The organism is Micromonospora sp. HK10 (assembly GCF_000982955.1).
In the GTDB taxonomy this organism is placed as follows: Bacteria; Actinomycetota; Actinomycetes; order Mycobacteriales; family Micromonosporaceae; genus Micromonospora.
In genome coordinates this window covers 1-23,046 of record NZ_KQ058653.1, presented here as the reverse complement: position 1 = coordinate 23,046, position 23,046 = coordinate 1, and the positions used below count along the sequence as shown (strand labels likewise).

At 73.8% G+C, this 23,046-nt stretch carries 22 protein-coding genes; 8 read left to right on the top strand and 14 right to left on the bottom strand.

Translation table 11 applies throughout. The features are described 5' to 3' along the window. Positions 1–52: 52 nt before the first annotated feature. Positions 53–1,351: a BTAD domain-containing putative transcriptional regulator gene (locus tag LQ51_RS01080; RefSeq protein WP_231605141.1), complete on the bottom strand. Its 1,299-nt coding sequence runs from the start codon at positions 1,349–1,351 to the stop codon at positions 53–55. Positions 1,352–1,594: 243 nt separating this feature from the next. On the opposite strand from LQ51_RS01080, the gene LQ51_RS01075 reads away from it, so the two are divergent. Continuing rightward, the gene (locus LQ51_RS01075; RefSeq protein ID WP_046562719.1) at positions 1,595–2,122 is read left to right on the top strand and encodes a hypothetical protein; all 528 of its coding nucleotides are present in this window, start codon (positions 1,595–1,597) and stop codon (positions 2,120–2,122) included. A 182-nt stretch (positions 2,123–2,304) separates the two neighbouring features. On the opposite strand, the gene ispF is transcribed toward LQ51_RS01075, so the two are convergent. Genes ispF through LQ51_RS01060 form a run of 3 tightly spaced genes read right to left on the bottom strand, consistent with a single transcriptional unit; the run spans position 2,305 to position 4,039 of the window. Further along, on the bottom strand, positions 2,305–2,787 hold the full coding sequence (ispF, locus tag LQ51_RS01070; protein ID WP_046562707.1) for a 2-C-methyl-D-erythritol 2,4-cyclodiphosphate synthase: 483 nt from the start codon (positions 2,785–2,787) through the stop codon (positions 2,305–2,307). A 16-nt stretch (positions 2,788–2,803) separates the two neighbouring features. Next, on the bottom strand, positions 2,804–3,499 hold the full coding sequence (gene ispD, locus LQ51_RS01065; RefSeq protein ID WP_046562706.1) for a 2-C-methyl-D-erythritol 4-phosphate cytidylyltransferase: 696 nt from the start codon (positions 3,497–3,499) through the stop codon (positions 2,804–2,806). 54 nt (positions 3,500–3,553) lie between these two features. Next, entirely contained in the window at positions 3,554–4,039 is a 486-nt protein-coding gene (locus LQ51_RS01060; protein ID WP_007073334.1) for a CarD family transcriptional regulator, read from the bottom strand. A 328-nt stretch (positions 4,040–4,367) separates the two neighbouring features. On the opposite strand from LQ51_RS01060, the gene LQ51_RS01055 reads away from it, so the two are divergent. Further along, positions 4,368–5,078: a hypothetical protein gene (locus LQ51_RS01055; protein ID WP_046562705.1), complete on the top strand. Its 711-nt coding sequence runs from the start codon at positions 4,368–4,370 to the stop codon at positions 5,076–5,078. Positions 5,079–5,085: 7 nt separating this feature from the next. Here the strand turns inward: LQ51_RS01055 and LQ51_RS01050 are convergent, their stop codons facing one another. From LQ51_RS01050 to LQ51_RS01035, 4 genes are all read right to left on the bottom strand, one after another. Then, positions 5,086–5,652: a hypothetical protein gene (locus tag LQ51_RS01050; protein ID WP_046562704.1), complete on the bottom strand. Its 567-nt coding sequence runs from the start codon at positions 5,650–5,652 to the stop codon at positions 5,086–5,088. Between the two features lie 40 nt (positions 5,653–5,692). Beyond that, on the bottom strand, positions 5,693–6,742 hold the full coding sequence (locus LQ51_RS01045) for a type III polyketide synthase (RefSeq protein WP_046562703.1): 1,050 nt from the start codon (positions 6,740–6,742) through the stop codon (positions 5,693–5,695). Positions 6,743–6,883: 141 nt separating this feature from the next. Then, entirely contained in the window at positions 6,884–8,050 is a 1,167-nt protein-coding gene (locus tag LQ51_RS01040; RefSeq protein WP_046562702.1) for an acyl-CoA dehydrogenase family protein, read from the bottom strand. Positions 8,051–8,092: 42 nt separating this feature from the next. Further along, positions 8,093–8,851, bottom strand: a complete 759-nt coding sequence (locus LQ51_RS01035; protein ID WP_046562701.1) for a methyltransferase domain-containing protein — start codon at positions 8,849–8,851, stop codon at positions 8,093–8,095. A 46-nt stretch (positions 8,852–8,897) separates the two neighbouring features. Between LQ51_RS01035 and LQ51_RS01030 the strand changes: the two genes are divergently transcribed. The 4 genes from LQ51_RS01030 (at position 8,898) to disA (ending at position 13,522) form a co-directional block, all read left to right on the top strand. Then, positions 8,898–9,737 carry a UbiA family prenyltransferase gene (locus tag LQ51_RS01030; protein WP_046562700.1) on the top strand — a complete coding sequence of 280 codons (840 nt, stop codon included), beginning with the start codon at positions 8,898–8,900 and terminating at the stop codon, positions 9,735–9,737. Between the two features lie 142 nt (positions 9,738–9,879). Continuing rightward, the gene (locus LQ51_RS01025) at positions 9,880–10,632 is read left to right on the top strand and encodes a hypothetical protein (protein WP_046562699.1); all 753 of its coding nucleotides are present in this window, start codon (positions 9,880–9,882) and stop codon (positions 10,630–10,632) included. A gap of 107 nt (positions 10,633–10,739) precedes the next feature. After that, the gene (gene radA / locus LQ51_RS01020; protein ID WP_046562698.1) at positions 10,740–12,194 is read left to right on the top strand and encodes a DNA repair protein RadA; all 1,455 of its coding nucleotides are present in this window, start codon (positions 10,740–10,742) and stop codon (positions 12,192–12,194) included. Between the two features lie 143 nt (positions 12,195–12,337). After that, positions 12,338–13,522 carry a DNA integrity scanning diadenylate cyclase DisA gene (gene disA / locus LQ51_RS01015; RefSeq protein ID WP_046562718.1) on the top strand — a complete coding sequence of 395 codons (1,185 nt, stop codon included), beginning with the start codon at positions 12,338–12,340 and terminating at the stop codon, positions 13,520–13,522. Between the two features lie 16 nt (positions 13,523–13,538). Here disA and LQ51_RS01010 read toward each other — a convergent pair whose 3' ends face one another. From LQ51_RS01010 to LQ51_RS01000, 3 genes are all read right to left on the bottom strand, one after another. Beyond that, on the bottom strand, positions 13,539–14,294 hold the full coding sequence (locus tag LQ51_RS01010) for a hypothetical protein (protein ID WP_046562697.1): 756 nt from the start codon (positions 14,292–14,294) through the stop codon (positions 13,539–13,541). 130 nt (positions 14,295–14,424) lie between these two features. Next, positions 14,425–14,988 (bottom strand): peptide deformylase, encoded by a 564-nt coding sequence (locus tag LQ51_RS01005; RefSeq protein ID WP_046562696.1) that lies wholly within the window; start codon positions 14,986–14,988, stop codon positions 14,425–14,427. Next, positions 14,985–15,497, bottom strand: coding sequence for a glycine cleavage system transcriptional repressor (locus LQ51_RS01000; protein WP_046562695.1), 513 nt, complete (start codon positions 15,495–15,497; stop codon positions 14,985–14,987). Before LQ51_RS01000 ends, LQ51_RS01005 begins: the two co-directional genes overlap by 4 nt. A gap of 422 nt (positions 15,498–15,919) precedes the next feature. Between LQ51_RS01000 and LQ51_RS00995 the strand changes: the two genes are divergently transcribed. Next, positions 15,920–16,825: an HhH-GPD family protein gene (locus LQ51_RS00995; RefSeq protein ID WP_046562694.1), complete on the top strand. Its 906-nt coding sequence runs from the start codon at positions 15,920–15,922 to the stop codon at positions 16,823–16,825. A gap of 276 nt (positions 16,826–17,101) precedes the next feature. On the opposite strand, the gene LQ51_RS00990 is transcribed toward LQ51_RS00995, so the two are convergent. The 3 genes from LQ51_RS00990 to lysS all read right to left on the bottom strand — a co-directional run bounded on the left by LQ51_RS00990 (position 17,102) and on the right by lysS (position 22,141). After that, positions 17,102–19,639, bottom strand: a complete 2,538-nt coding sequence (locus LQ51_RS00990) for an ATP-dependent Clp protease ATP-binding subunit (RefSeq protein ID WP_046562693.1) — start codon at positions 19,637–19,639, stop codon at positions 17,102–17,104. A gap of 530 nt (positions 19,640–20,169) precedes the next feature. Beyond that, on the bottom strand, positions 20,170–20,520 hold the full coding sequence (locus LQ51_RS00985; RefSeq protein WP_082159214.1) for a histone-like nucleoid-structuring protein Lsr2: 351 nt from the start codon (positions 20,518–20,520) through the stop codon (positions 20,170–20,172). A gap of 112 nt (positions 20,521–20,632) precedes the next feature. Continuing rightward, positions 20,633–22,141, bottom strand: a complete 1,509-nt coding sequence (lysS, locus tag LQ51_RS00980; protein ID WP_046562691.1) for a lysine--tRNA ligase — start codon at positions 22,139–22,141, stop codon at positions 20,633–20,635. A gap of 91 nt (positions 22,142–22,232) precedes the next feature. On the opposite strand from lysS, the gene LQ51_RS00975 reads away from it, so the two are divergent. Beyond that, positions 22,233–22,973, top strand: coding sequence for a class I SAM-dependent methyltransferase (locus LQ51_RS00975; RefSeq protein ID WP_046562690.1), 741 nt, complete (start codon positions 22,233–22,235; stop codon positions 22,971–22,973). Positions 22,974–23,046: the final 73 nt, after the last annotated feature.

Below are 23,046 nucleotides of genomic sequence, written 5' to 3'. Positions count from 1 at the left end.
GGCGAGCGTAGCCGCCCGTCCCCGCCCGCGCCGGGCGGCACCGCCGGCCGGTTCAGGCGCTGTGGCAGACGGACCCGGCCGCTGAGTTGCCGCAGGTGCCCAGGCTGCACCAGCGACGCAGCCCGCTCTCGTCCAGGAAGAGCCAACCGCACCGCTCGTCGGCGCAGACCCGGAGGGCGAGCCGGCGCGGGTCGGCGAGCAGTTGGGCGGCGGACCACGCGACGGCGTGCAGGGGCGTCCGGAGCCCGGCGGTGAGGTCCGGCCACCAGTGCCCCCGGCCGTCGGTCTCGCGCCGGAACACCAGCACCTTGGCGGCGGCCTCCGCGGACCGCGCGACCACGTCGAAGGCCGGGCGGTCGTCCGGATCGACGAGGCAGTCGTGCAGCGCGGTCCGCAGCCGGCGGGCCTCGGCGAGCACCTCCTCGGCCCGGCCGGGGTCCCGCCGGGCCAGCAGTGCCAGCCGGCTCACCGAGACGTCGTCGAGGAGACCGGCGTGCCCGGCCCAGACCGCCAGGGTGCGGTAGCCGCGCAGCCATTCCGAGCCGGGCAGCGGCGGCTCCTGCCCCCAGCCGGCGAAGGTGTTGCAGAAGTCCAACGCCGGATGACCCCCGACGCTCCACGGCAGGCTCTCGTCGCGCACCCGCACCTCGTACACCGGCCGTCCGGGGCGGTCCAGCCGGTGGTCGCCGCGCAGGATCCGGCGGTGCACCTCGCGCAGCCGCGGCCCCGGTTCGATGCCCAACTCGTCCACGAGCACCCGCCGGGTCGTCCGGTAGAGGCGCAGCGCGTCGGCCTGCCGGGCACCCTGGTACAGCGCGGTCATCAGCACGCCGACCAGCTGCTCCCGGGTCGGGTACGCGTCCGCCAACGGCATCAGCTCGGTGATCGCCTGGGCGTGCTGGCCGAGCGCGAGCCGCGCCTCGGCGCGCAGCTCGACGGCGACCAACCGCAGCTCCTCGACGGCGCCGTGCAGCCGATCCCGCAGCTCGGCGTCGGCCGCGTCGGCCAGCAGCGGCCCACGCCAGAGCGCCAGCCCCCGGTCGAGCAGCCGCACCCGCTCGGCGGGGTCGGCGACCGCCCCGGCCCGGCGGACCAGCTCACCGAACTCGTCGACGTCGACGCGGTGGCCGTCCCCCTCCACGAGGTACCCCTCGCCCCGGGTGCTGATCCGCACCCCGTACGGCGACAGCGACCCGCGCAGCCGGCCGATGTACGTCTGCACGGTGCCCCGGGCCGAAGCCGGCGGCCGGTCGGACCAGAGCAGGTCGATGAGGCGTTCGGTGTCCACCACCCGTCCCGCGTCGAGCAGCAGCACCCCGAGCAGGCAGCGCTCCTGCCGCCGGCTGCCCACCTCGACCGGTCGTCCCTCGTGGCGTGCCTCGAAGGGGCCAAGTAGTCGGAAGTCCATATGGAAAGGACCGGCTGGGCGGTCGGGCGGGTTGTCAGGCGCCGGTGAGCGGTTGGTGGGTGACCGGTGCCCGGCGGCCTGTCCGGCCGGGTACGGCACCGCTGCACCCGCCCCGCGGTGGTGACCCCGTGGTGAGCCGGGCCGCGCATCCTGGTCCGGCCCTGACCCCGTACGGATGGAGTGATCATGCGAATCAGGATGAAGCTTGCGCTGGCCTCGGCGGTCGCGCTGATCGGCGCGGCCCTGCCGGGTACGGCGTCCGCCGCGACCGTCGACAGCGCCCCGGGCGCCTGGGAGCCGGCCCCGCAGGAGGCGTTCGAACTGCCCGCCGGGGCCCGGTGCGAATTCGCGGTGCGGGTCGAGCCGATCGTCGACGAGGTACGGAAGCTGACCCTGGCGACCTATCCGGACGGCTCGCCGAAGCGGGAGTTGTACACCGGTGCCCTGATCGACCGGGTGACCAATCTGGAGACCGGCGCCACCTCCACCGCGGACGCGAGCGGCACCTCCCTGGTCGTCTACGGCACCGACGGGTCGATGACCTGGTACGTGACCGGTCCGGTGCTGCTCGGCTTCCGGGAGAACGGGGGCTCGCTGCCGAAGGGACTGTGGATCGTCGACGGCCAGTTCGTGGTGCGGTTCGACCCGAGCCTCGCGAAGACCATCACGATGCTGCACGGCACGACCCACAACGTCTGCACCGACGTCGACTGAGCCGGTGAATCCGGGCCGGGGCCGCCGGCCCGGTGCGCGGGGCGGCTGCCCGGTGCGCCGGGGCCGGGGCCATCCGGGCCGGGGCCATCCGGGCCGGTGCGCCGAAGCCTGGGCCGTCCGGCCCGGTGCGCCGAAGCCTGGGCCGTCCGGGCCGGCCGGGCCCCGACGGACGACCGCCCGGCTCAGTCGGCCGGGCCCTCGTACACCAGGGCCACCGCGATCCCGGTCAGCCCCTCGCCGCGCCCGGGGAAGCCGAGCCCGTCGGTGGTGGCGGCGGAGACCGCCACCGGGGCGCCGACCGCGGCGGAGAGCACCCGCTGCGCCTCCGCCCGGCGTGGGCCGATCTTGGGGCGGTTGCCGATCACCTGCACCGACACGTTGCCGATCCGGAAGCCGGCGGCCCGGACCCGCCGGGCGCTCTCGGTGAGCAGCGCGACTCCCGAGGCGCCGGCCCACTCGGGCTGGTCCACGCCGAAGTTCGCGCCCAGGTCGCCGAGGTCGGCCGCGGCGAGCAGCGCGTTGCAGGCGGCGTGCGCCACCACGTCGGCGTCGGAGTGGCCGGCCAGGCCGTCCTGGCCCGGCCAGTGCAGGCCGGCGACCCAGCAGGGCCGGCCGGGCGCGAAGGCGTGCACGTCGGTGCCGATGGCCACCCGAGGGACGATCATGAGCCGAGGGTACGCGTCAGGCCCCGGCCGCCAGCAGGTACTCGGCCAGCGCCAGGTCGAACGGCCGGGTGATCTTGAGGGCCAGCTCCGACCCGGGTACGCAGAACACCGGTACGCCCTGCTTCTCGACCAGGCCGGCGTCGTCGGTCAGCGGGTCACCGGCCGCCTCGTGCGCGGCGGCCAGCACCGACCGCCGGAAGCCCTGCGGGGTCTGTACCGCGCGGAGAGCGGACCGGTCGACCGTGCCGAGGACCCGCTCGCCGGTGTCGACCTCCTTGATCGTGTCGACCACCGGCAGGGCCGGGATCACCGCGTCGTGACCGGCGCGGACCGCCGCGGCCACCGACTCGACGAGTGCGGGCGGGGTGAGCGCCCGGGCGGCGTCGTGCACCAGGACGATCTCCGGCCCGGCCGGGACGGCGGCCAGCGCGGCGGCCACCGACGCCTGCCGTTCGGCGCCGCCGGGGACCACGGTCACCGGGGCCACCGGCGCGAGCAGCGCCCGCACCGCCTCGACGTCGGCCGCCGGGGCGGCCACCACGATGGTGTGCACCGAGGCGGCCACCGCGACCCGGCGTACCGCGTGCACCAGCAGTGGCTCGCCGGCGAGCGGCCGGAGCGCCTTCGGAGCGCCGGGGCCGAGGCGTACCCCGGCACCGGCCGCAGGAACAAGGACCGCGACGTCACCGCGCGGGTTGAGCTGCGCGGTCACGTCGCGGTCCTCGGATTTCTTTGCTACGGGTCGGGTACGACGATGCGGTGGAACTCAGGCCTCGGTCAGCACCTTGTCGAGCAGCGTCTCCGCCTCGTCCTTGGTGCTCTTCTCGGCCAGCGCGACCTCGCCGACGAGAATGTCGCGGGCCTTGGCGAGCATGCGCTTCTCACCCGCGGACAGGCCCCGCTCCCGCTCCCGGCGCCACAGGTCGCGGACGACCTCGGCGACCTTCAGCGGGTTGCCGGAGGCCAGCTTCTCCAGATTCGCCTTGTAACGCCGCGACCAGTTGGTCGGCTCCTCGGTGTGCGGTGCACGGAGCACGTCGAAGACCTTGCCCAGGCCCTCTTCGCCGACCACCTCTCGCACACCCACGATCTCGGCGTTCTCGGCGGGCACCCGGACCGTCAGGTCACCCTGCGCGACCCTCAGGACGAGGTACTGCTTGGGCTCGCCCTTGATGACCCGAGTCTCGATTGCCTCGATGAGTGCGGCCCCGTGGTGGGGGTAAACAACGGTCTCGCCGACACTGAAAACCATAGGTTCGAAACCCCTTTCGCTGTGTCTAGGGTAACACGGTCAGGCACCGATGTCTCACCGCTGTCCTGACCGTTGGCGCAGCTCAGGGGCCCTGTGAGAGGTATTTCTTCAGCTTGACAGGCGGTCAAACCGATGGTTTGAACACGCTCCGTGACGATCGGATGACAACCCGGTACGAGTGATCGGAGCGTTGATATCTAGGGCGATGCGCTCCTTCCATGGTAGCCCTGGAATCCGACGTGCGCCCAGGTGTGGCGGTACGAGCGCCGGTGCGGGACGCTTGAGGCGGGCGCGACGTCCGCTCACGGAGACGGCTCCTGGGGGTCCGATGGGCATGCCTGACGCTGAAGGTCACGGGCCACCCGACGGGCTGCCCGACCTGCCACCGGAGTGGGGTCGGGTGGTCGTTCCCGACGACCCCTCGGCGCTCGCCGAGGAGGCCCGCCAGATCCGCCGCGAGCTGCGCCGCGAGCGCCGGAACCCGGGCGGGCGCCACGGCGCCCCGCGACCGCCGGTCCGCCCGCTGCGACTGCCGCTGGTGGCCCTGCTGATCTCGGTCCTGGTGACCCTGAGCGGGTTGGCCGCCGTGACCTGGCCCCGCTCCACCCGCTCCGGCGGCAGCCCCACCGTCGTCCCCTTCCCGAGCGCCACCCCCGGCCCGGTCGGGCCGGTGCCCGCGCTGGACCTGGTCGACGCCGGCAACTCCCCGGTGCCGCTGCGCGGCCTGCTGCCCGCCATGATCATCCTGGTCGACGCCTGCGCCTGCCCGCAGCAGGTGGGCACCGCCGCGGCGACCGCGCCACGGGACGTCACCGTGATCACGGTCACCGAGGGACGCAGCGCCGGGGCCGCACCGGCGCCCGGCGTACGACCGCTCGCCGACCCGGCCGGCGGCCTCCGCGCCTATCTGCACCTGGCCCCCCATCCGGGCACCGCCGCCGCTCTCCTGGTGGACCGGGACGGCACCGTGGTCCGGGTGCTGCCCGAGCTGGGACCGGTCGAGGACTACCGCGCCGACCTGGTCGGACTGGCCGGCTGAGCACCGCTCAGGACACCGCCACGAGCCGGGCGTCGAGGTCGACCTCGTCCCGGAGCGCGGCGAACCGCACCAGCAGCGGCCTGTCCCCCGTCTCCAGCACCACGACCTCGGGCACACCCGCGCAGCTCACCGTGCGCTCCGGCTCGGCGACGGGCGCGCCGGAGATCCCGACGACCACCGAGCCGGGGCCGGAGCAGTTGACCGTGAGCACCACCCGGTCCGCGTCCGACGGGCTCGCCTGGCGCCGCACCGGCGGGGCGTCCGGCCGCAGATGGGACCGTTCCCGCCACAACACCTGCGAGTCGTCCAGCTGACGCACCGTGCCGTCGGGGGCCTGGTGGATCACCACCCGCTGATCCGGGTCGGCATCCGGTCCCGGCAGCACCTGGCCGGTCCGGTCATCGATCGTCACGCGGAAGCCGGGCTCGAGGACGGCGGCCGGCGACCCGGTGGGCCCCGGCTCGGCGCGGTCGACGGCCGGCGCCGCGGCCCGCCACCACCACCCACCGGCGACCAGCGCCGCCACCGTCAGCCCGGCCAGCAGCGCGCGCCGGGTCCGCTCGTCAGGGGTCATCGGCAGAGCGTATCGACGCGGAGCGGCGGTCGCCGTCCCGTCAGGCGGCGCGCTCCAGCAGCGCCGCGTAGAGGGTGAGGCCCGGCCCGAAGGCGAGCATCACGACCCGCTCCGGCGACGGCTGTGCCCGGTGCAGCCGGTCCAGGATCAGCAGCACCGTCGGGGACGAACAGTTGCCGTGCTCGTCCAGGGTGGCCCGGGACGCGGCCAGCGCCGCCGGCGGCAGCGCCAGTTCCCGTTCGACGACGTTGAGGATGCGCGGGCCGCCCGGGTGCACCGCCCAGCCGTCCACCTCGGCGAGGCTGCAACCATGCCGGGTCAGCAGGTCGTCGACCAGCGCCCGGACATGGCGGGAGAGCACCTGCGGCACCTTCGGCGACAGCCCCATCCGGAAGCCGGCGTCGGTGACGTCCCAGGTCATGTGGTCCGCCGTGGAGGTGTCCGTGACCGAGGTGATCTCGCGGAGCGCGTACCCCCGACCGCCGGGGACGACCACGGCGGCGACCGCGGCGTCCGAGAAGAGCGCGTGCGAGACGATCTGCTGGGTGTCCACCCGGGACCCGGCCGGCTGGATGTGCAGGCTGGTCAGCTCCGCGCAGAGCAGCAACGCCGGCCGGCCCCGGGCGGTCACGAAGTCGCTCGTCGCGCCCAGCCCCGGCAGCGCCGCGTAGCACCCCATGTGCCCCACGAACATGCGCTGGGTGTCCGGGGCCATGCCCAGGTCCCGGGCGAGCAGGATGTCCAGCCCCGGGGTGGCGTACCCGGTGCACGAGCAGACCACGAAGAGCCCCACGTCGCCCGCGTCCAGTCCGGCGGCGGTCAGCGCCCGGCTCACCGCCTCCTTGCCGAGCGGCAGCGCCTCGACCTGGTAGCGGCGCATCCGGCGCTCGGTGGGCCACTCCGAGACGTCCTCCAGCAGCGGGTTCACCGCCGCCTGCCGGCGGGACACCCCGGAGTTGGCGAAGATCCGCTCGGCCAGGGCCCGGGTGGTCCCGGAGAAGTGCTTCGAGAAGAAGCCCGCCCACAGCTCCTCCTGCCCGGCCGCCGGCGGTTGCGCCGTGCCCAGACCCGCGATCACCGGCACCGCCATGTCCCCCACCTCTCGTCCCGTGTCCCCACCGTCACCAACGAGCGCCCGCGCCGGAGGAGAGCGCCGGTCGCGGATCCGGCTCGCGTCGCGCGCTCAGCCGGCCCCGGCCACCGGCCCCGCGGCCCGGCGCGCTCCCCCCGCTCACCAGCGCGGCGCCGAGCCGTCGCGGTCAGGGTCGCCGCCGAGCGCGGCGATGCCCAGCCAGTCGGCGCAGACGTCCGAGGTGGCCGGGTGCAGCGAGCCGCAGCGGGCATCGCGGTAGAGCCGCTCCAGCGGATGGCCCCGGCGGGTGGCCGAGGTGCCGGCGGCCTCCAGCATGGACGCGGCCACCTCGGCGGCGGTGGTGCCGGCGAGCAGCTTGGCCCGCCACACCCAGCGGTTGGTCTCGGCGTCGCCCGGCGCCTCGTCCACCCGGCGGGCCGCCTCGGCCACCACCAGCTCGGCCGCCGCCACCGCCGCGTCGGCGCGGCCGAGCCGGGCCCGGACCGCCGGCAACCCGGCCAGGTTGCGGGCGTTCAGATGCTCGGCGGCCGCGTCGATGGCCGCCCGGGCCACGCCGACGTAGACCGCGGCGTAGCTGGCCACCAGCCAGTGCGGCATGAGCTGGGCGACCACCAGGGCCAGCCCCTCCACCCCGCCGAGCAGCCGGTCGGCCGGCACGGTGACGTCCAGGTGCAGGTCGTGCGAGGCGGTGGCGCGCATGCCGAGCGCGTCCCAGGTGGGCTCGACGGTGATCCCCTGCCCCCCCGGCACCAGGAACTGCGAGACCACCGACTGGTCGGTGGCGCTGCGCGCGGCCACCAGGTAGCCGTCCGGGTGCCCCGCGCCCGAGCAGAACGTCTTGCTGCCCTTGACGTGCCAGCCGCCCTCGACCGGCTCGTAGACCGTGCTCAACTGGGACAGCCGGGCGCCGGCGCCCCGCTCGCTCATGGCCACCGCGTACCAGGAGCCTTCGGCGGCGGCGCGGAGCAGGCGGTCCCGGGCCTCCAGGGCCTCCGCCGGCACGCCCAGCGCCTCGGCCAACTCCTCGGTGACCGCGCCCAGCGCCCCGGTCACCGAGGCGTGCATGTTGAACACCAGGGCGGTGGCGCCGTTGCCCCGGGCCAGCTCGGTGGCGACGGCGGCGTACTCGGCGAAGGTCGCGCCCAGGCCGCCCAGCTCCCGGGGCACCATGAGGCCGAACAGCCCGGCCTCCCGCAGGTCGGCGAAGTCGTCGACCGGGAAGGAGCCGTCCCGGTCGTGCTGCGCCGCCCGCGCGGCCAGTCGCGGCGCCAACCGGCGGGCCGCCTCCAGCGCGTGCACAGTCATGTAGCCCCCTTCTCGGCGTCCCAATACCCCGGGCGGCCCCGGCTACCCGTTCCGGACCCCACGGCCCTGGTAGAGCACGGCCGTCGACCAGGTCGGCACGATCCGCGGCGAGGTCCCGGTCGGACGGTCGGCGCCACCGCGCAGCCGGCGCAGCAGCCAGGCCAGCATGCCGCCGAACGCCGGCCGGATCCCACGCAGCCGCAGCGTCACGCCGTGCCGGGCGGCCTCGACCGCCAGCGCGCGGGCGTCCACGAACAACCGTGGATCGTGGATGCCGCGTGGCACGGTGGGCAGCCGCTCACCGATCTCCACCGCGACCAGCCGGGCCAGCAGGGTGTCGTTGAGGGTGTCCAGCACCAGCAGGCCGCCCGGGCGCAGCAGCCGGCCCGCCTCGGCCACCACCCGGCGCCAGTCCGGCACGTGTTCGAGCAGCTCACCGGCGGAGACCACGTCGGCACAGCCGTCGGCGAGCGGGACCGCCGTGGCGTCGGCCCGGACCACCGTGACGCCGTGCGCCGCGGCCAGGTCGAGCGCGGAGCGGGTCAGATCCACCCCGACGTGCCGGTAGCCCTTGCCGGCCAGGTGCGGCGCGAGCAGGCCGGCGCCGCAACCGAGGTCGACCAGCAGGGCGTCCGGCCGGGACGCCGGGGGCACCAGCGCGGCGCGGGCCTGGGCCAGCCAGTGCAGCATGGCGAACGCGCCATCCGGTCGCCACCACTCGCCGACCAGGTCGTCGTACTGCCGGGGATCGTTGCGTGGCAGGACGCGGGGCGGGGTGGACACCGGGGCCGCGTCTCGCATGCCACCGAGCGTGGCACGACTCCCGGGTAACGACCAGACTTCCCTTATGTCGTCGTCGGTGTTAGGGCTGGTCAGGGCGAGCCATCCGGAGCCCACTGCGGCGGTCACCGTGGTGGCCGGGCTGCTCGCCGCCGCGGTCGGGCACCGTCCGGCCGGGATCGTCGCGGTGCTGCTCACGGTGCTGGCCAGCCAGCTCGCGACGGGGTGGAGCAACGACCTGGTGGACGCCGACCGGGATGCCGCGGTGGGGCGTACCGACAAGCCGGTGCCCGCCGGCGCGGTGTCCCGGCGGGCCCTCGCCCTGGCCGTCGCGGTGGCAGTGGTGGCCACCGGCCTGATCGCGCTCACCACCACCGGGCCGGCGGCCTGGTGCGTCCTGCTCGGTCTCGCCTCGGCGCTGCTCTACAACCGACCGCTGAAGTCGACGCCGGTCTCGGTGCTGCCGTACGCGGTCTCGTTCGGCTCCCTGCCGGCCTTCGTGGTGCTGGCGCTGCCCGGTGCCCCCGCCCCGCCGGTCTGGCTGGTGGCCGCCGCCGCCTGCCTCGGCGCCGGGGCGCACTTCGCCAACGTGCTGCCCGACCTGGCCGACGACGCCCGCACGGGGGTGCACGGGCTGCCCCACCGGCTCGGACCGGCGGGCAGCCGGGCGGCCGCCGCCGGGCTGCTCCTCGCGGCCACCGTGATCCTCGTCGTCGGCCCGCCCGGGCCACCGTCCTGGACCGGGCTGTCCGCGGTCGCGGCCGCCGTCGCGGTGCCGGCCCTCGGCTGGTACGCGGGCCGGCGCGCGGCCCGGGCCGGCGGCCGGCCGGTGGCCGCCTTCCGGTCCGTGCTGGTGGTGGCCCTGATCGACGTGGCCCTGCTGCTGGCGAGCGGTCGGGTGGTCTGACCGGCACCCGGGAAGGGTGGCATTACCGGGTCGGCGTGCGGCCCTCGATCAGCTCCAACTACCCTGGAGCGCGGTCTGCGCGGGTATGGCCACCCCGTGTCCGGCGTCCCGCCGGCTGGGGATCGTGACGAGGAGGACCGACGTGACGCGCTCGATCAGGGGTTCCCGGGGTGCGGCCCTGCTGCTGGCCGGTACGGCGGCGGCGAGCCTGCTGCTGTCCGGGTGTGGCGCCGGCCAGGTGGCCGAGACCGCCAACAAGATCCCGTCGGTGCAGGGCGTCAACGTCCAGACCCCCGACAACCTGTACAAGGTGCGCGGCCTGTACGTGCAGTTCCCGGGCACCAAGGGCTACCAGGCCGGTGCCGACGCGCCGCTCAACGTCGTGATCTACAACGACAGCCAGGCCCCGGTGACGGTGAGCGTCAGCACCGACGGCGCCCGCGACGTGCGGCTCACCGGCGCGACCACCGGCGGCGAGGGTGCGACCCCCACCGGTTCGCCGACCGAGCCGGCGTCCGCGTCGCCCACCGCCACCGACCCGAACGCGTCGCCGAGCCAGTCGCTCGGCACGACCGGGTCCCCCTCGGCCAGCCCTTCCGCGTCGCCGAGCGAGACGGCCCCGGCCGGCCGGCCCGCCCGGATCGAGATCCCGGCCTTCGGCTACGTCCAGCTGAACAGCGACAGCGACCAGTTCCTCCAGCTCGTCGGCCTGAACGACGCGCTGCTCACCGGCCAGCAGGTCGGCCTGACCTTCGATTTCGGCAACGGCAAGGTGATCAAGACCGCCGCCCCGGTCGGCGTACCGCTGACCCCGAACGCGCCCGCCTCGCCGGTGGTCCACCCGCGCGAGGAGGCCGGCGAGCAGGGCGGGGTCGAGGGCGGCGGGCACGACTGACGCACCCCCGAGCATCCGACGACGCCGTCGGTGTGGCCACCGCCACGCCGGCGGCGTCGCCGCGTTCCGGCTGGGCTTTCGTCGTACCGTCCGGTTAGCGTCCTGGGGTGAGCACCTCCCGCGCCACCTCCCCCCGCGCCACCGCCGCCACCGGCCGGAGCCGGGGCGCCGCCCGCGAGCCGCGCCCGGCCTACGAGTGCGACGCCTGCGGCCACCAGCCACCCAAGTGGGTCGGCCGCTGCCCGGAGTGCGGCGAGTGGGGCTCGGTGGTCGAGTGCACGGTCAGCGGCCCGGTGGTCTCCGGCCGGGTGGTCAGCTCCCGGCTGCCGGCCGAGCCGGCCCGGCCGATCGCCACCATCAGCGCGGCACCCGCCCGGGCCCGGCCCACCGGGGTGAGCGAGCTCGACCGGGTGCTCGGCGGCGGGCTGGTGCCCGGCGCCGTGGTGCTGCTCGCCGGTGAGCCGGGGGTGGGCAAGTCCACCCTGCTGCTCGACGTGGCCCAGCAGTGGGCGGCCGGCGCCGGCAGCCCGTCGCTGGTGGTCAGCGGGGAGGAGTCGGTCAGCCAGGTGCGGCTGCGCGCCGAGCGGATGGGCACCCTGCACGACCAGCTCTACCTCGCCGCGGAGAGCGACCTGTCGGCGGTGCTCGGCCACCTCGACGCGGTCAAGCCCGGCCTGCTGGTGCTCGACTCCGTGCAGACCATCTCGACCACCGGCACCGAGGGGGTGCCGGGCGGGGTCACCCAGGTCCGCGCGGTCACCGCGGCGCTGGTCGCGGTCGCCAAGGAACGGGGCATCGCCACCGTGCTGGTCGGCCACGTGACCAAGGACGGGCAGGTCGCCGGCCCCCGGGTGCTGGAGCACCTGGTCGACGTGGTGCTGCACTTCGAGGGCGACAAGCACTCGTCGCTGCGGATGGTGCGCGGCGTGAAGAACCGGTTCGGCGCGGCCGACGAGGTGGGCTGCTTCGAGATGCACGAGGGCGGCATCAGCAGCCTGGCCGATCCGTCCGGGCTGTTCCTCACCCGCTACTCGGAGCCCGTGCCGGGCACCTGCGTCACGGTGGCGATGGAAGGGCGGCGGGCCCTGGTCACCGAGGTGCAGGCGCTGATCGGCGCGACCGTGGCCGGTTCGCCCCGGCGTACGGTCTCCGGGCTGGACGGCGCCCGGCTGGCGATGGTGCTGGCGGTGCTCCAGCGGCGCACCGAGCGGCTGACCCTGCACGACCGCGAGGTCTTCGCGGCCACCGTGGGCGGCATCCGGGTGGTCGAGCCGGCCGCCGACCTGGCGGTGGCGCTGGCGGTCGCGTCCGGCGGGCTCAACCTGGCCATCGCCCCGCACCTGGTGGCGATCGGCGAGGTGGGGCTCACCGGCGAGGTGCGCCGGGTGGGCGCGGTGCCGCGGCGGCTGGCCGAGGCGGCCCGGCTCGGTTTCCGGCTGGCCCTGGTGCCGCCCGGATGCGGCCCGGGCAGCAGCGGAGTGGTGCCCGAGCAGATGCGCGTGATCGAGGTCACGGACGTGCGCGGGGCGCTCCAGGCCGCCGCCCGCGCGTCGGTGGAGTGACCCAGGGTGAGCGTGCGGCGGGACCGTCCGGGTCGATTCCGGACAGCCGGCGCAGGGGGTCGACGACCGCAGGAGCCGGACATCGTGACACATCACAGTAACCACGAGAGCACCCACCGCACGGCAGTCCGTAGACTGTGCCCGTGCCGATCGACCGCGATGCCACCAAGCCCGCCGCGACGACGCCGCATGCCCGCACCGGTGCCGTGGGCTCCGCCGCCCGTCCGATCAGCGTGAGCGTCACCGGCAGCATCGGCGGTGCCGGCGGCGACCCGCTGCGGGCCAACCTCGCCCTCATGGCGCCGGGCACCGCCCTGCGCGACGGCCTGGAGCGGATCCTGCGCGGACGCACCGGCGCGCTCATCGTCCTCGGCTACGACAAGGTGGTCGACTCGATCTGCACCGGCGGCTTTCCGATGGACGTGGAGTTCTCCGCGACCCGGGTCCGCGAGCTGTGCAAGATGGACGGCGCCGTGGTGCTCTCCAGCGACGGCACCCGGATCGTCCAGGCGGGCGTGCACCTGATGCCCGACCCGTCCATCCCCACCGAGGAGTCCGGCACCCGGCACCGCACCGCCGAGCGGGTGGCCCGGCAGACCGGCTACCCGGTCATCTCGGTGAGCCAGTCGATGCGGATCATCAGCCTCTACGTCAACGGCCAGCGGCACGTGCTGGACGACTCGGCGGCGATCCTGTCCCGGGCCAACCAGGCGCTGGCCACCCTCGAGCGCTACAAGCTGAGGCTGGATGAGGTCTCCGGCACGCTCTCCGCACTGGAGATCGAGGATCTCGTCACCGTGCGGGACGCGGTGGCCGTGGTGCAGCGGCTGGAAATGGTCCGCCGGATCGCCGACGAGATCGCCGGGTACGTGGTGGAACTGGGCACCGACGGCCGGCTGCTCGCCCTCCAGCTCGACGAGTTGATGGCCGGCGTGGACGCCGACCGCACCCTGGTCATCCGGGACTACCTCCCGATCGGGCGCAAGTCGCGCACCCTCGACGAGGCGCTCGTGGAGCTGGACCTGCTCAGCGCCACCGAGCTGATCGACCTGGTCGCGGTCGCCAAGGCGATCGGCTACCCGTCCGCGTCGGACGCCCTGGACGCGGCGGTCAGCCCGCGCGGCTTCCGGCTGCTGGCCAAGGTGCCCCGGCTGCCCGCCGCCGTGGTGGACCGGCTGGTGGTGCACTTCGGCAGCCTCCAGCGGCTGCTCGGCGCGACGGTGGAGGACCTCCAGGCGGTGGACGGGGTCGGCGACGCGCGGGCGCGCGGGGTCCGCGAAGGGCTGTCCCGACTCGCCGAGGCGTCCATCCTCGAGCGCTACGTCTGAGCCACGCCGGCGACGGTCAGTTGGTGATGGTGAGCCGCACCGGCTCGCTGAGCTTGGTGCCCACCCGCGCGAAGACGTGGTAGGTGCCGGGCTGCGCGTACGCCCCGTTGGCGACTCCGTTCGCGCACTTCGTGCTCTCCTTGCCGTTCCAGTCCAGCTGGTAGGAGCGCTCGAAGTTCGGGGTGAACGACTGCACGTCGGAGCCCGTGCCGGTGCCGCAGGTGTCCGAGGACCAGATCCGGTCCGCGCCGGCCTTGATGAACAACTCCTGGAGGTCGGCGCCGACGTTGCGACTGCAGGTCCGCTCGGAAATGTTCTTGATCTTGAGACGAAGTGTGACGAGCGCACCCCGCTGCGCGGAGGCCGGTAGGGCCACCGCGGTCACCTTGATCTCCGAATCGGTGCAGGTCCCGTCGTCGACCACCGGGTTCACCGGCGCGCCGGCCCCGCCGTCGCCCGTCCCGGTGCCGCCGCCCGCCGGGCCGCCCTGACCGCCCTCCGAGCCGCCCGAGTTCCCACCCGAATCACCCGACGTCGGGGTCGCGGTGGGCGGGTTCCCGCTCTGCGGCGTCAGCACCGAGCCGGTCGGGCTCGGCTGCTGGCCCTTGGCGGTCGGGCTCGTGGAGGCGCCCGTGCCGGACGAGCCGGTCTTGCGCTCCGACCCGCTGCACGAGTAGAGCACCACGATCAGGAAGAGCAGTCCCGCTCCGAGTACGACGGCGCGACGCCGCCAGTACACGGCGGGAGGCAGGGGGCCGACCGTCAGACGCATGATGCGTTCACCGTAGCCGCGTACCGCGCGACGCGGGGGCGCGACGCGCCGAGCGGCACCGCCCCCACCGCCCGGCACGGCCACAATGGACACGGACCGTCACCGCGTGCCGTCGCCCGGCGGCGCACCGTCAAAGGTAGACCTTGCGCTGGTAGATGGCGTGCGCGCTGGCGACCCGGTCGAGGAAGAGCAGCCCGGCGCAGTGGTCGATCTCGTGCTGCAACGCCCGCGCCTCGAAACCGTCGGTCACCAGCCGGACCGGGTCACCGGTGCCCGGAAGAACGCCCTCCACCACCAGCCGGGTGGCCCGCTTCACGTCACCGGTCAGGTCCGGCACCGACATGCAGCCCTCCCGGCCGGCCTTCCAGCGGGTCGCCTCCACCACAGTGGCGTTGCAGAGCACGAAGGTGCCGTGCACGGTGACCGCCTTCGGATGCCCGGTCACGTCCACCGCGAACACCTGGGCGCTCACCCCGACCTGCGGCGCCGCCAGACCCACGCAGCCGGGCGAGATCCGCATGGTGGCGACCAGGTCCGCGGCGAGCCGGACCACCTCCGCCGAGGTCGGATCCACCGCCGGACCGGGCCGCCGGAGCACCGGATCGGGGGCGGACACCACGGCGCGTACCTCGCCGGGCAGGCCCAGCGACTCGGGCGTCCAGCCGCCCAGGCCGACGTACTCCTGCGCGGTCACAGCAGGTCCGTGTCCGCGGGCCGGAGGCTGACCCCCACGCCCAGTTCGGCAGCGGTACGAGCGAGCCGGCCAGCCACCTCGTCGGAGCTGCCCGGCGGCAACTCCACCTCGGCCACCACCACGTAGAGCGAGCCGGTCAGCCGGGTGCTCAGATCGGTGACGTTGCCACCCGCGTCGGCCAGCACCCGGGTCATCGCGGCCACAATGCCCATCCGGTCGGCGCCGTGCACCGCCAGCACGTACGGCTCGCCGGCCGACGCCGCCTGCCCGTCCGGGGTGACCACCCGTACCGTGGCCAGCAGCTGACCGTCGGCGGCGAGCGGGGCCAGCGCGGCCTCCACGTCGGCGGCGGCCGGGCCCACGCAGATCAGGGTCATCGCGAAGTGTCCCCGCAGCCGGGTCATCGTCGAGTCGGTGAGGTTGGCGCCCAACCGGGCGAGCACCTCGGCGACGTCGGCCACGATGCCCGGCCGGTCCCGGCCGATGACGGTGATCGCGAGCTCGTTCATCCGGACATTCTGCCCCGGCCGCGCCGGCCGGCCGCGCAGGCCCACCCCGGCCCGCCCACCCTGCGGGAAGACCCGGGCAGCCCCAGCCGCTCAGCATCGCCACCCGGCCGACCAGCCGGGAGCGCCCAGCCGCCCGCGACCCGCAACCCAGCCGACCAGCCGGGAGCGCCCAGCCGTCCACGACCCGCAACCCAGCCGACCAGCCGGGAGCGCCCAGCCGTCCACGACCCGCAACCCAGCCGACCAGCCCGGAGAGCCCAGCCGCCCACGACCGCAACCCAGCCGACCAGCCGGGAGAGCCCAGCCGCCCGCGGCGGCCTACCGCCCGCCGGCCTGCCGGAAGACCTGGCCGCCGCACACCGCCCGCGACGAGCACCCGGCCCGGCCGACGGCGGGCCGGCCGTGACATCATCGGCGGCGCGATGTCTGAACCCACGTTCGCCACCCTGGTCAGCCGCTGGTTCGAGCGGAACGCCCGCGACCTGCCGTGGCGCGAGCCGGGCGTCGGCGCCTGGGCCATCCTGGTCAGCGAGGTCATGCTCCAGCAGACGCCGGTGGCCCGGGTGCTCCCGGCCTGGTCGGCGTGGCTGTCCCGCTGGCCGACCCCGACCGCGCTGGCCGAGGACACCCCGGCCGAGGCGATCCGGATGTGGGGACGGCTCGGCTACCCCCGGCGGGCGCTCCGACTGCGGGACTGCGCGGTGGCGATCGTGGAGCGGCACGGTGGCGAGGTGCCGGACCGACTGGACCAGCTCCTGGCACTGCCCGGCGTCGGCACGTACACGGCCCGCGCGGTGGCCGCGTTCGCGTACGGGCAGCGGCACCCGGTGGTGGACACCAACGTACGCCGGGTGGTGTGCCGGGCGATCGCGGGCGAGCCGGACGCCGGCCCGACCACCCGCCCCGCCGACCTGGTCGCCACCGAGGAGTTGCTGCCCACCGACCCGGCCGCCGCGGCGCTGGCCAGCGCGGCGTTCATGGAACTCGGCGCGGTGGTCTGCACCGCCCGCGCGCCCCGCTGCGCGGTCTGCCCGGTCGAGTCGATCTGCGCCTGGCGCGCCTCCGGCCGGCCGGCGCCCACGGGCCCCACCCGCCGCCCCCAGCGCTACGCGGGCACCGACCGGCAGGTACGCGGTCTGCTGCTCGCCGTGCTGCGCGAGGCCACCGGACCGGTGCCGCATCAGCGGCTGGACCAGGTCTGGCACGACGACGTGCAGCGGGCCCGCGCCCTGACCGGGCTGGTCACCGACGGCCTGGTGGAGCCGGTCGGCGAGGAGTCGTTCCGGCTGGCCGGCGACGGCCCCCGGGTCCCGCTCCCTCGCCCCTGACCCGCCCTGGCCCGCCCACCCGGCTTGCGACCTCTGGTGTCTGCGCCCGGATCGCCGCAGCGGGTTGCGGCAATCCGGGCCTTCCCCGCTGGGTGAAGGCACAACTTGCCGCAACCGGAGCCGCCGGAACAGCCCGAAGGCACAACTTGCCGCAACCCGGGCCGGCCGGAACAGCCAAGGCACGACCTGCCGCGACCCGGCCGGGCGCGTGGAAAGGCGACGGCCCCGGTCGGCTCTCGCCGGCCGGGGCCGTCGCCCTCGATCAGTTGCCCCGGATCACGCCGCGTCGTCCGCGCCCGTGGCGGCGGTGCCGCCGAGGTCCGCCGGGACCGCGTCCGGCACGGCCACCGGCCGGTCGGCGCCCCGGAAGACGAGCTTGGACTTGTCGATGTTGTCGGGGTCGCCCTCGCAGTCCACCACCACGATCTGACCCGGGGTCAGCTCGTTGAAGAGGATCCGCTCGGACAGGTTGTCCTCGATGTCGCGCTGGATCGTGCGACGCAGCGGACGCGCGCCCAGCACCGGGTCGAAGCCCTTCTTCGCCAGGTACTTCTTGGCGTTGTCGGTCAGCTCCAGGCCCATGTCCTTGTTCCGCAGCTGCGTCTCGATCCGGGCGATCATGATGTCCACGATCTGGAGGATCTCGTTCTCGCGCAGCTGGTGGAAGACGATGGTGTCGTCGATCCGGTTCAGGAACTCGGGCCGGAAGTGCTGCTTGAGCTCGTCGTTGACCTTCTGCTTCATCCGGTCGTAGTTGGACTCGGAGTCCTCAGAGGCCTGGAAGCCCAGCGACACCGCCTTGGCGACGTCCCTCGTACCGAGGTTGGTGGTCAGGATGATGACCGTGTTCTTGAAGTCCACGATCCGGCCCTGGCCGTCGGTGAGCCGCCCGTCCTCCAGGATCTGCAAGAGCGTGTTGAACACGTCCGGGTGGGCCTTCTCGATCTCGTCGAAGAGGACCACCGAGAACGGCCGACGCCGCACCTTCTCGGTCAGCTGCCCGCCCTCGTCGTAGCCGACGTAGCCGGGAGGGGCACCCACCAGCCGGGAGACCGTGTAGCGGTCGTGGAACTCGGACATGTCCAGCTGGATGAGGGCGTCCTCGCTGCCGAACAGGAACTCGGCGAGGGCCTTCGAGAGCTCGGTCTTACCCACGCCGGACGGGCCGGCGAAGATGAACGAGCCGGACGGGCGCTTCGGGTCCTTCAGGCCGGCCCGGGTACGCCGGATCGCCTTCGAGACCGCCTTGACCGCGTCCTCCTGGCCGATGACGCGCTTGTGCAGCTCGTCCTCCATGCGCAGCAGGCGCGAGGTCTCCTCCTCGGTCAGCTTGTAGACCGGGATGCCGGTCCAGTTGCCGAGCACCTCGGCGATCTGCTCGTCGTCGACCTCGCTGACGACGTCCAGGTCACCGGCCTTCCACTCCTTCTCCCGCTGGGCCTTCTGGCCGAGCAGCTGCTTCTCCTTGTCGCGGAGCTGCGCCGCCCGCTCGAAGTCCTGCGCGTCGATCGCGGACTCCTTGTCGCGGCGGACCTGGGCGATCCGCTCGTCGAAGTCACGCAGGTCCGGCGGCGCGGTCATCCGGCGGATCCGCATCCGGGCGCCGGCCTCGTCGATCAGGTCGATCGCCTTGTCCGGCAGGAAGCGGTCGGAGATGTACCGGTCGGCCAGCGTGGCGGCAGCCACGAGCGCCGCATCGGTGATGCTCACCCGGTGGTGCGCCTCGTAGCGGTCCCGCAGGCCCTTGAGGATCTCGATGGTGTGGGCCAGCGAGGGCTCACCCACCTGGATCGGCTGGAAGCGGCGCTCGAGAGCGGCGTCCTTCTCCAGGTGCTTGCGGTATTCGTCGAGGGTGGTGGCGCCGATGGTCTGCAGCTCACCGCGGGCCAGCATCGGCTTGAGGATGCTCGCGGCGTCGATCGCGCCCTCGGCGGCACCCGCACCCACCAGGGTGTGGATCTCGTCGATGAACAGGATGATGTCGCCGCGGGTGCGGATCTCCTTGAGCACCTTCTTGAGGCGCTCCTCGAAGTCACCGCGGTAGCGGGAGCCGGCGACCAGCGCACCGAGGTCGAGCGTGTAGAGCTGCTTGTCCTTCAGCGTCTCGGGCACCTCGCCCTTGATGATCTTCTGGGACAGCCCCTCCACCACGGCGGTCTTGCCGACGCCGGGCTCACCGATCAGGACCGGGTTGTTCTTGGTACGGCGGGAGAGCACCTGCATGACCCGCTCGATTTCCTTCTCGCGCCCGATGACCGGGTCGAGCTTGCCCTCGCGGGCGGCCTGGGTCAGATTGCGGCCGAACTGGTCCAGCACGAGGCTGGTCGACGGCGCGGCCTCGCCCGGCGCGGCGCCCGCCGCGGCCGGCTCCTTGCCCTGGTAGCCGGAGAGCAGCTGGATCACCTGCTGGCGGACCCGGTTGAGGTCGGCGCCGAGCTTGACCAGGACCTGGGCGGCGACGCCCTCACCCTCGCGGATCAGGCCGAGCAGGATGTGCTCCGTGCCGATGTAGTTGTGGCCGAGCTGCAGCGCTTCGCGCAGCGACAGCTCCAGCACCTTCTTGGCCCGTGGCGTGAACGGGATGTGCCCGCTCGGCGCCTGCTGGCCCTGGCCGATGATCTCCTCGACCTGCTGACGGACGCCCTCGAGGGAGATGCCGAGGCTCTCCAGGGCCTTTGCCGCGACACCCTCACCCTCGTGGATCAGGCCCAGCAGGATGTGCTCCGTACCGATGTAGTTGTGGTTGAGCATCCGGGCCTCTTCCTGGGCCAGGACGACAACCCGTCGCGCTCGGTCGGTGAACCGCTCGAACATGCCCTCGTGCTCCTCACGTGCCGTGCGCCTTGATGGTCAAGATCTTGGCGGGGCCGGTGCGCGGACGTCCGGGACGGACGTCCGTGCCTCCTTACTCTATCGCCGCGGACCGCCTTCGCTGAGGTCGTGTGTCCTCGCAAAGGGCCGTTCCCACGTCGTATCTGACAACCGTCCGCGCTCAGGAGGTGTTCCGGTACCCCTGCCTGTACGCGCAGAGCGAAATTCGCTGGGAGCCGGCAACCACCGTCCGGGCGGTCCGGTGCCCCCGGGCCGGGCCCGGGCGGTCTCTCCACAGCCTGTGGACGAAATCTCCACCGCCTGTGGACAACTCGCCCGGGCGCCGGTTTCTTCCCGGCCCGGGCCGACATCCCACCGGCCCGCCGGAAGCGCCCGCGCGCAGCCGGCGCGACCCGGCAGCCACACCTGGCCGGGCGCCCGCGAACCGGACGGCGGGCGCGATCGGGTACGAACGGCGACGCCGGCCCGGAAGGTGCTCCGGACCGGCGTCGGTGTCGCCCGTGGTGGTCGGCTCAGTGGCCGGCCTTCGAGTGGTACTCGTCGACGATCTCCTGCGGGATCCGACCCCGGTCGGAGATGTCCTTGCCCGCCTTCTTGGCCCAGGCCCGGATCGCCTTGTTCTGCTCCCGGTCGGCGGTGGCACCGCCCCGGCCGCGCGCGGCCCGGCCGCCCACGACCACGCCGCCGCGCCCGACCTTGGTCCCGTGCGCGATGTACTGAGCGAATACGTCGCGCAATTTCTCGGCGTTCGACGCCGAGAGGTCGATCTCGTACTGCACGCCGTCCAACGCGAACTTGACGGTCTCGTCAGCGTCCCCGCCGTCCAGGTCATCGACCAGCTTGTGAATGATCTGCTTGGCCACGTCCCACATTCCTTTCGAGCAGGGTTGTGCTCCTGCAATACAGGAGCACAATAACCCGCCCGATGCTTGCCGCGTCAATGGGTTCCGGTAACAACCCGGGAACGGGGTGCCGCTACTCCGGCCGGACCAACGGGAACAGGATCGTTTCCCGAATTCCCAGCCCGGTCAGCGCCATCAACAGACGGTCGATTCCCATTCCCATACCACCGGCCGGCGGCATTCCGTACTCCATGGCCCGGAGAAAGTCCTCGTCGAGTCGCATGGCCTCGTCGTCACCGCGCGCGGCGAGCTGCGCCTGGGCCACCAGCCGCTCCCGCTGCACCACCGGGTCGACCAGCTCGGAGTACGCCGTGCCCAGCTCGAAGCCGAGCACGTAGAGGTCCCACTTCTCGGCCAGCCCCGGCTCGTCGCGGTGCGCTCGGGTGAGCGGGCTGGTCTCCTCCGGGTAGTCCCGGACGAAGGTGGGCGCCTGCAACGACGGCACCACCAGCTCCTCGAAAAGTTCCTCGGCCAGCTTGCCCGGGCCCCACTTCGGGTCGACGGAGAGGCCGACCTTGTCCGCGTACTCGACCAGGCGGGTCCTTTCGGTGCGGACGGTGACCTCCTCACCGAGCGCTTCGGAAAGGACACCGAAGAGCGACACCGACCGCCACTCGCCACCCAGATCGAACTCGCGGCCGTCGGCGTGGGTCACCACGGTGGAGCCGCCCACCGCGAGTGCCGCCTGCTGCACCAGATTCCGGGTCAGCTCCGCCATCGTGTTGTAGTCGCCGTACGCCTGGTAGGCCTCGAGCATGGCGAACTCCGGCGAGTGCGTGGAGTCGATGCCCTCATTACGGAAGTTGCGGTTGATCTCGAAGACCCGGTCGACACCGCCCACCACGGCCCGCTTGAGAAACAGTTCCGGCGCGATTCGCAGATACAGATCGGTGTTGAGTGCATTGCTGTGGGTCACGAATGGGCGGGCCGCCGCACCACCGTGCAGCAGCTGGAGCATCGGAGTCTCCACCTCGATGAAGTCCTGGCCGTGCAGGGTGTCCCGCAGGCTGCGCACGGCCGCCGCGCGGGTCCGCACCATCTGCCGCGCCTGCGGGCGGACCACGAGGTCCACGTACCGCTGGCGGACCCGGGCCTCCTCGCTGAGCGGCTTGTGGGCCACCGGCAGCGGGCGCAGCGCCTTGGCGGTGACCGCCCACTGCTCGACCAGCACCGACAGCTCACCACGCCGGCTGGTGATCACCTCACCGGTCACCCCGACGTGGTCGCCGAGGTCGACCAGGCGCTTCCAGTCGTCCAGCCGCTCGGCGCCGACCCGGTCCAGCGAGAGCATCGCCTGCAACTCGGTGCCGTCGCCGTCGCGCAAAGTGGCGAAGCAGAGCTTGCCGGTGTTGCGTACGAAGATCACCCGGCCGGTCACCGAGACCCGGTCGCCGGTGGCCGTGTCGGTGGGCAGCTCGGCGTACTGCTCGCGGATCCTGGCCAGGGTGCTGGTCCGCGGATAGCCGACCGGGTAGGGCGCGACGCCCTCGGCGAGCATCCGGTCCCGCTTCTCCCGGCGGACCTTCATCTGCTCCGGAAGATCGTCGGCGGGGTCCACTGGCAGGGCGTTCTGCTCGGTCACGGGAGCTTCCTCAGGCTTCGGAGATATCGGCGGGTCAGCCCATGAGCGTACTCAAGGCCCCGGCCGGCCGTTACGGGATAACCTGCCGCCCATGACCGACTCCACCGAGGCCCTCTCGTTCGGCGCCGCGGCCGCAGACTACGACCGCTACCGGCCCCGCTACCCGGAGGCCGCGCTGCGCTGGGCGGTGGACGGCCTCGCCGCGCCCGTCCGCACCGTCGACCTGGGCGCCGGCACGGGGATCGTCACCGCCGGGCTGCTCGCGCTCGGCCACGAGGTGACCGCCGTCGAACCCGATCCGGGCATGCGGGCCCAGTTCGCGGCCGTGCTGCCGGGCACGCCGGCACTGGCCGGCAGCGCCGAGTCGGTCCCGCTTCCCGACGGGTACGCGGACGCGGTGCTGGTCGGCCAGGCGTACCACTGGTTCGACCGGGAGCGCGCGCACCCCGAGATCGCCCGGGTGCTGCGGCCCGGGGGCACCTTCGCGGCGGTCTGGAACCTGCGCGACGACCGGGTCGGCTGGGTGACCGAGCTGAACCGGATCGCCGAGATCGGGGACACCGTCGACCACCTGCGCGCCACCGTGACCGGCTTCGGCCCCCGGTTCGCCAGCCCGGAGTGGGCCGAGTTCGGGCAGGTCACCTCGCTCACGCCGGATGATCTGCTCGGCATGGTGCGGACCCGGTCGCACTACCTGACGGCCGAGCCGGCGCGGCGCCGGGAGGTCGATGCGCAACTGCGTGAGCTGCTCGCCACCCACCCCGAGCTGGCCGGCCGGGACACCATCGACCTGCCGTACCGCACCCTGGTCGCCCGGGCGCACCGCCACTGATCGACACGCCACCGCCACCGACGCCCGCCAGTGGGCCGGACGTCGGCCACGGGCCTGGCGGTGACCCCGCCCT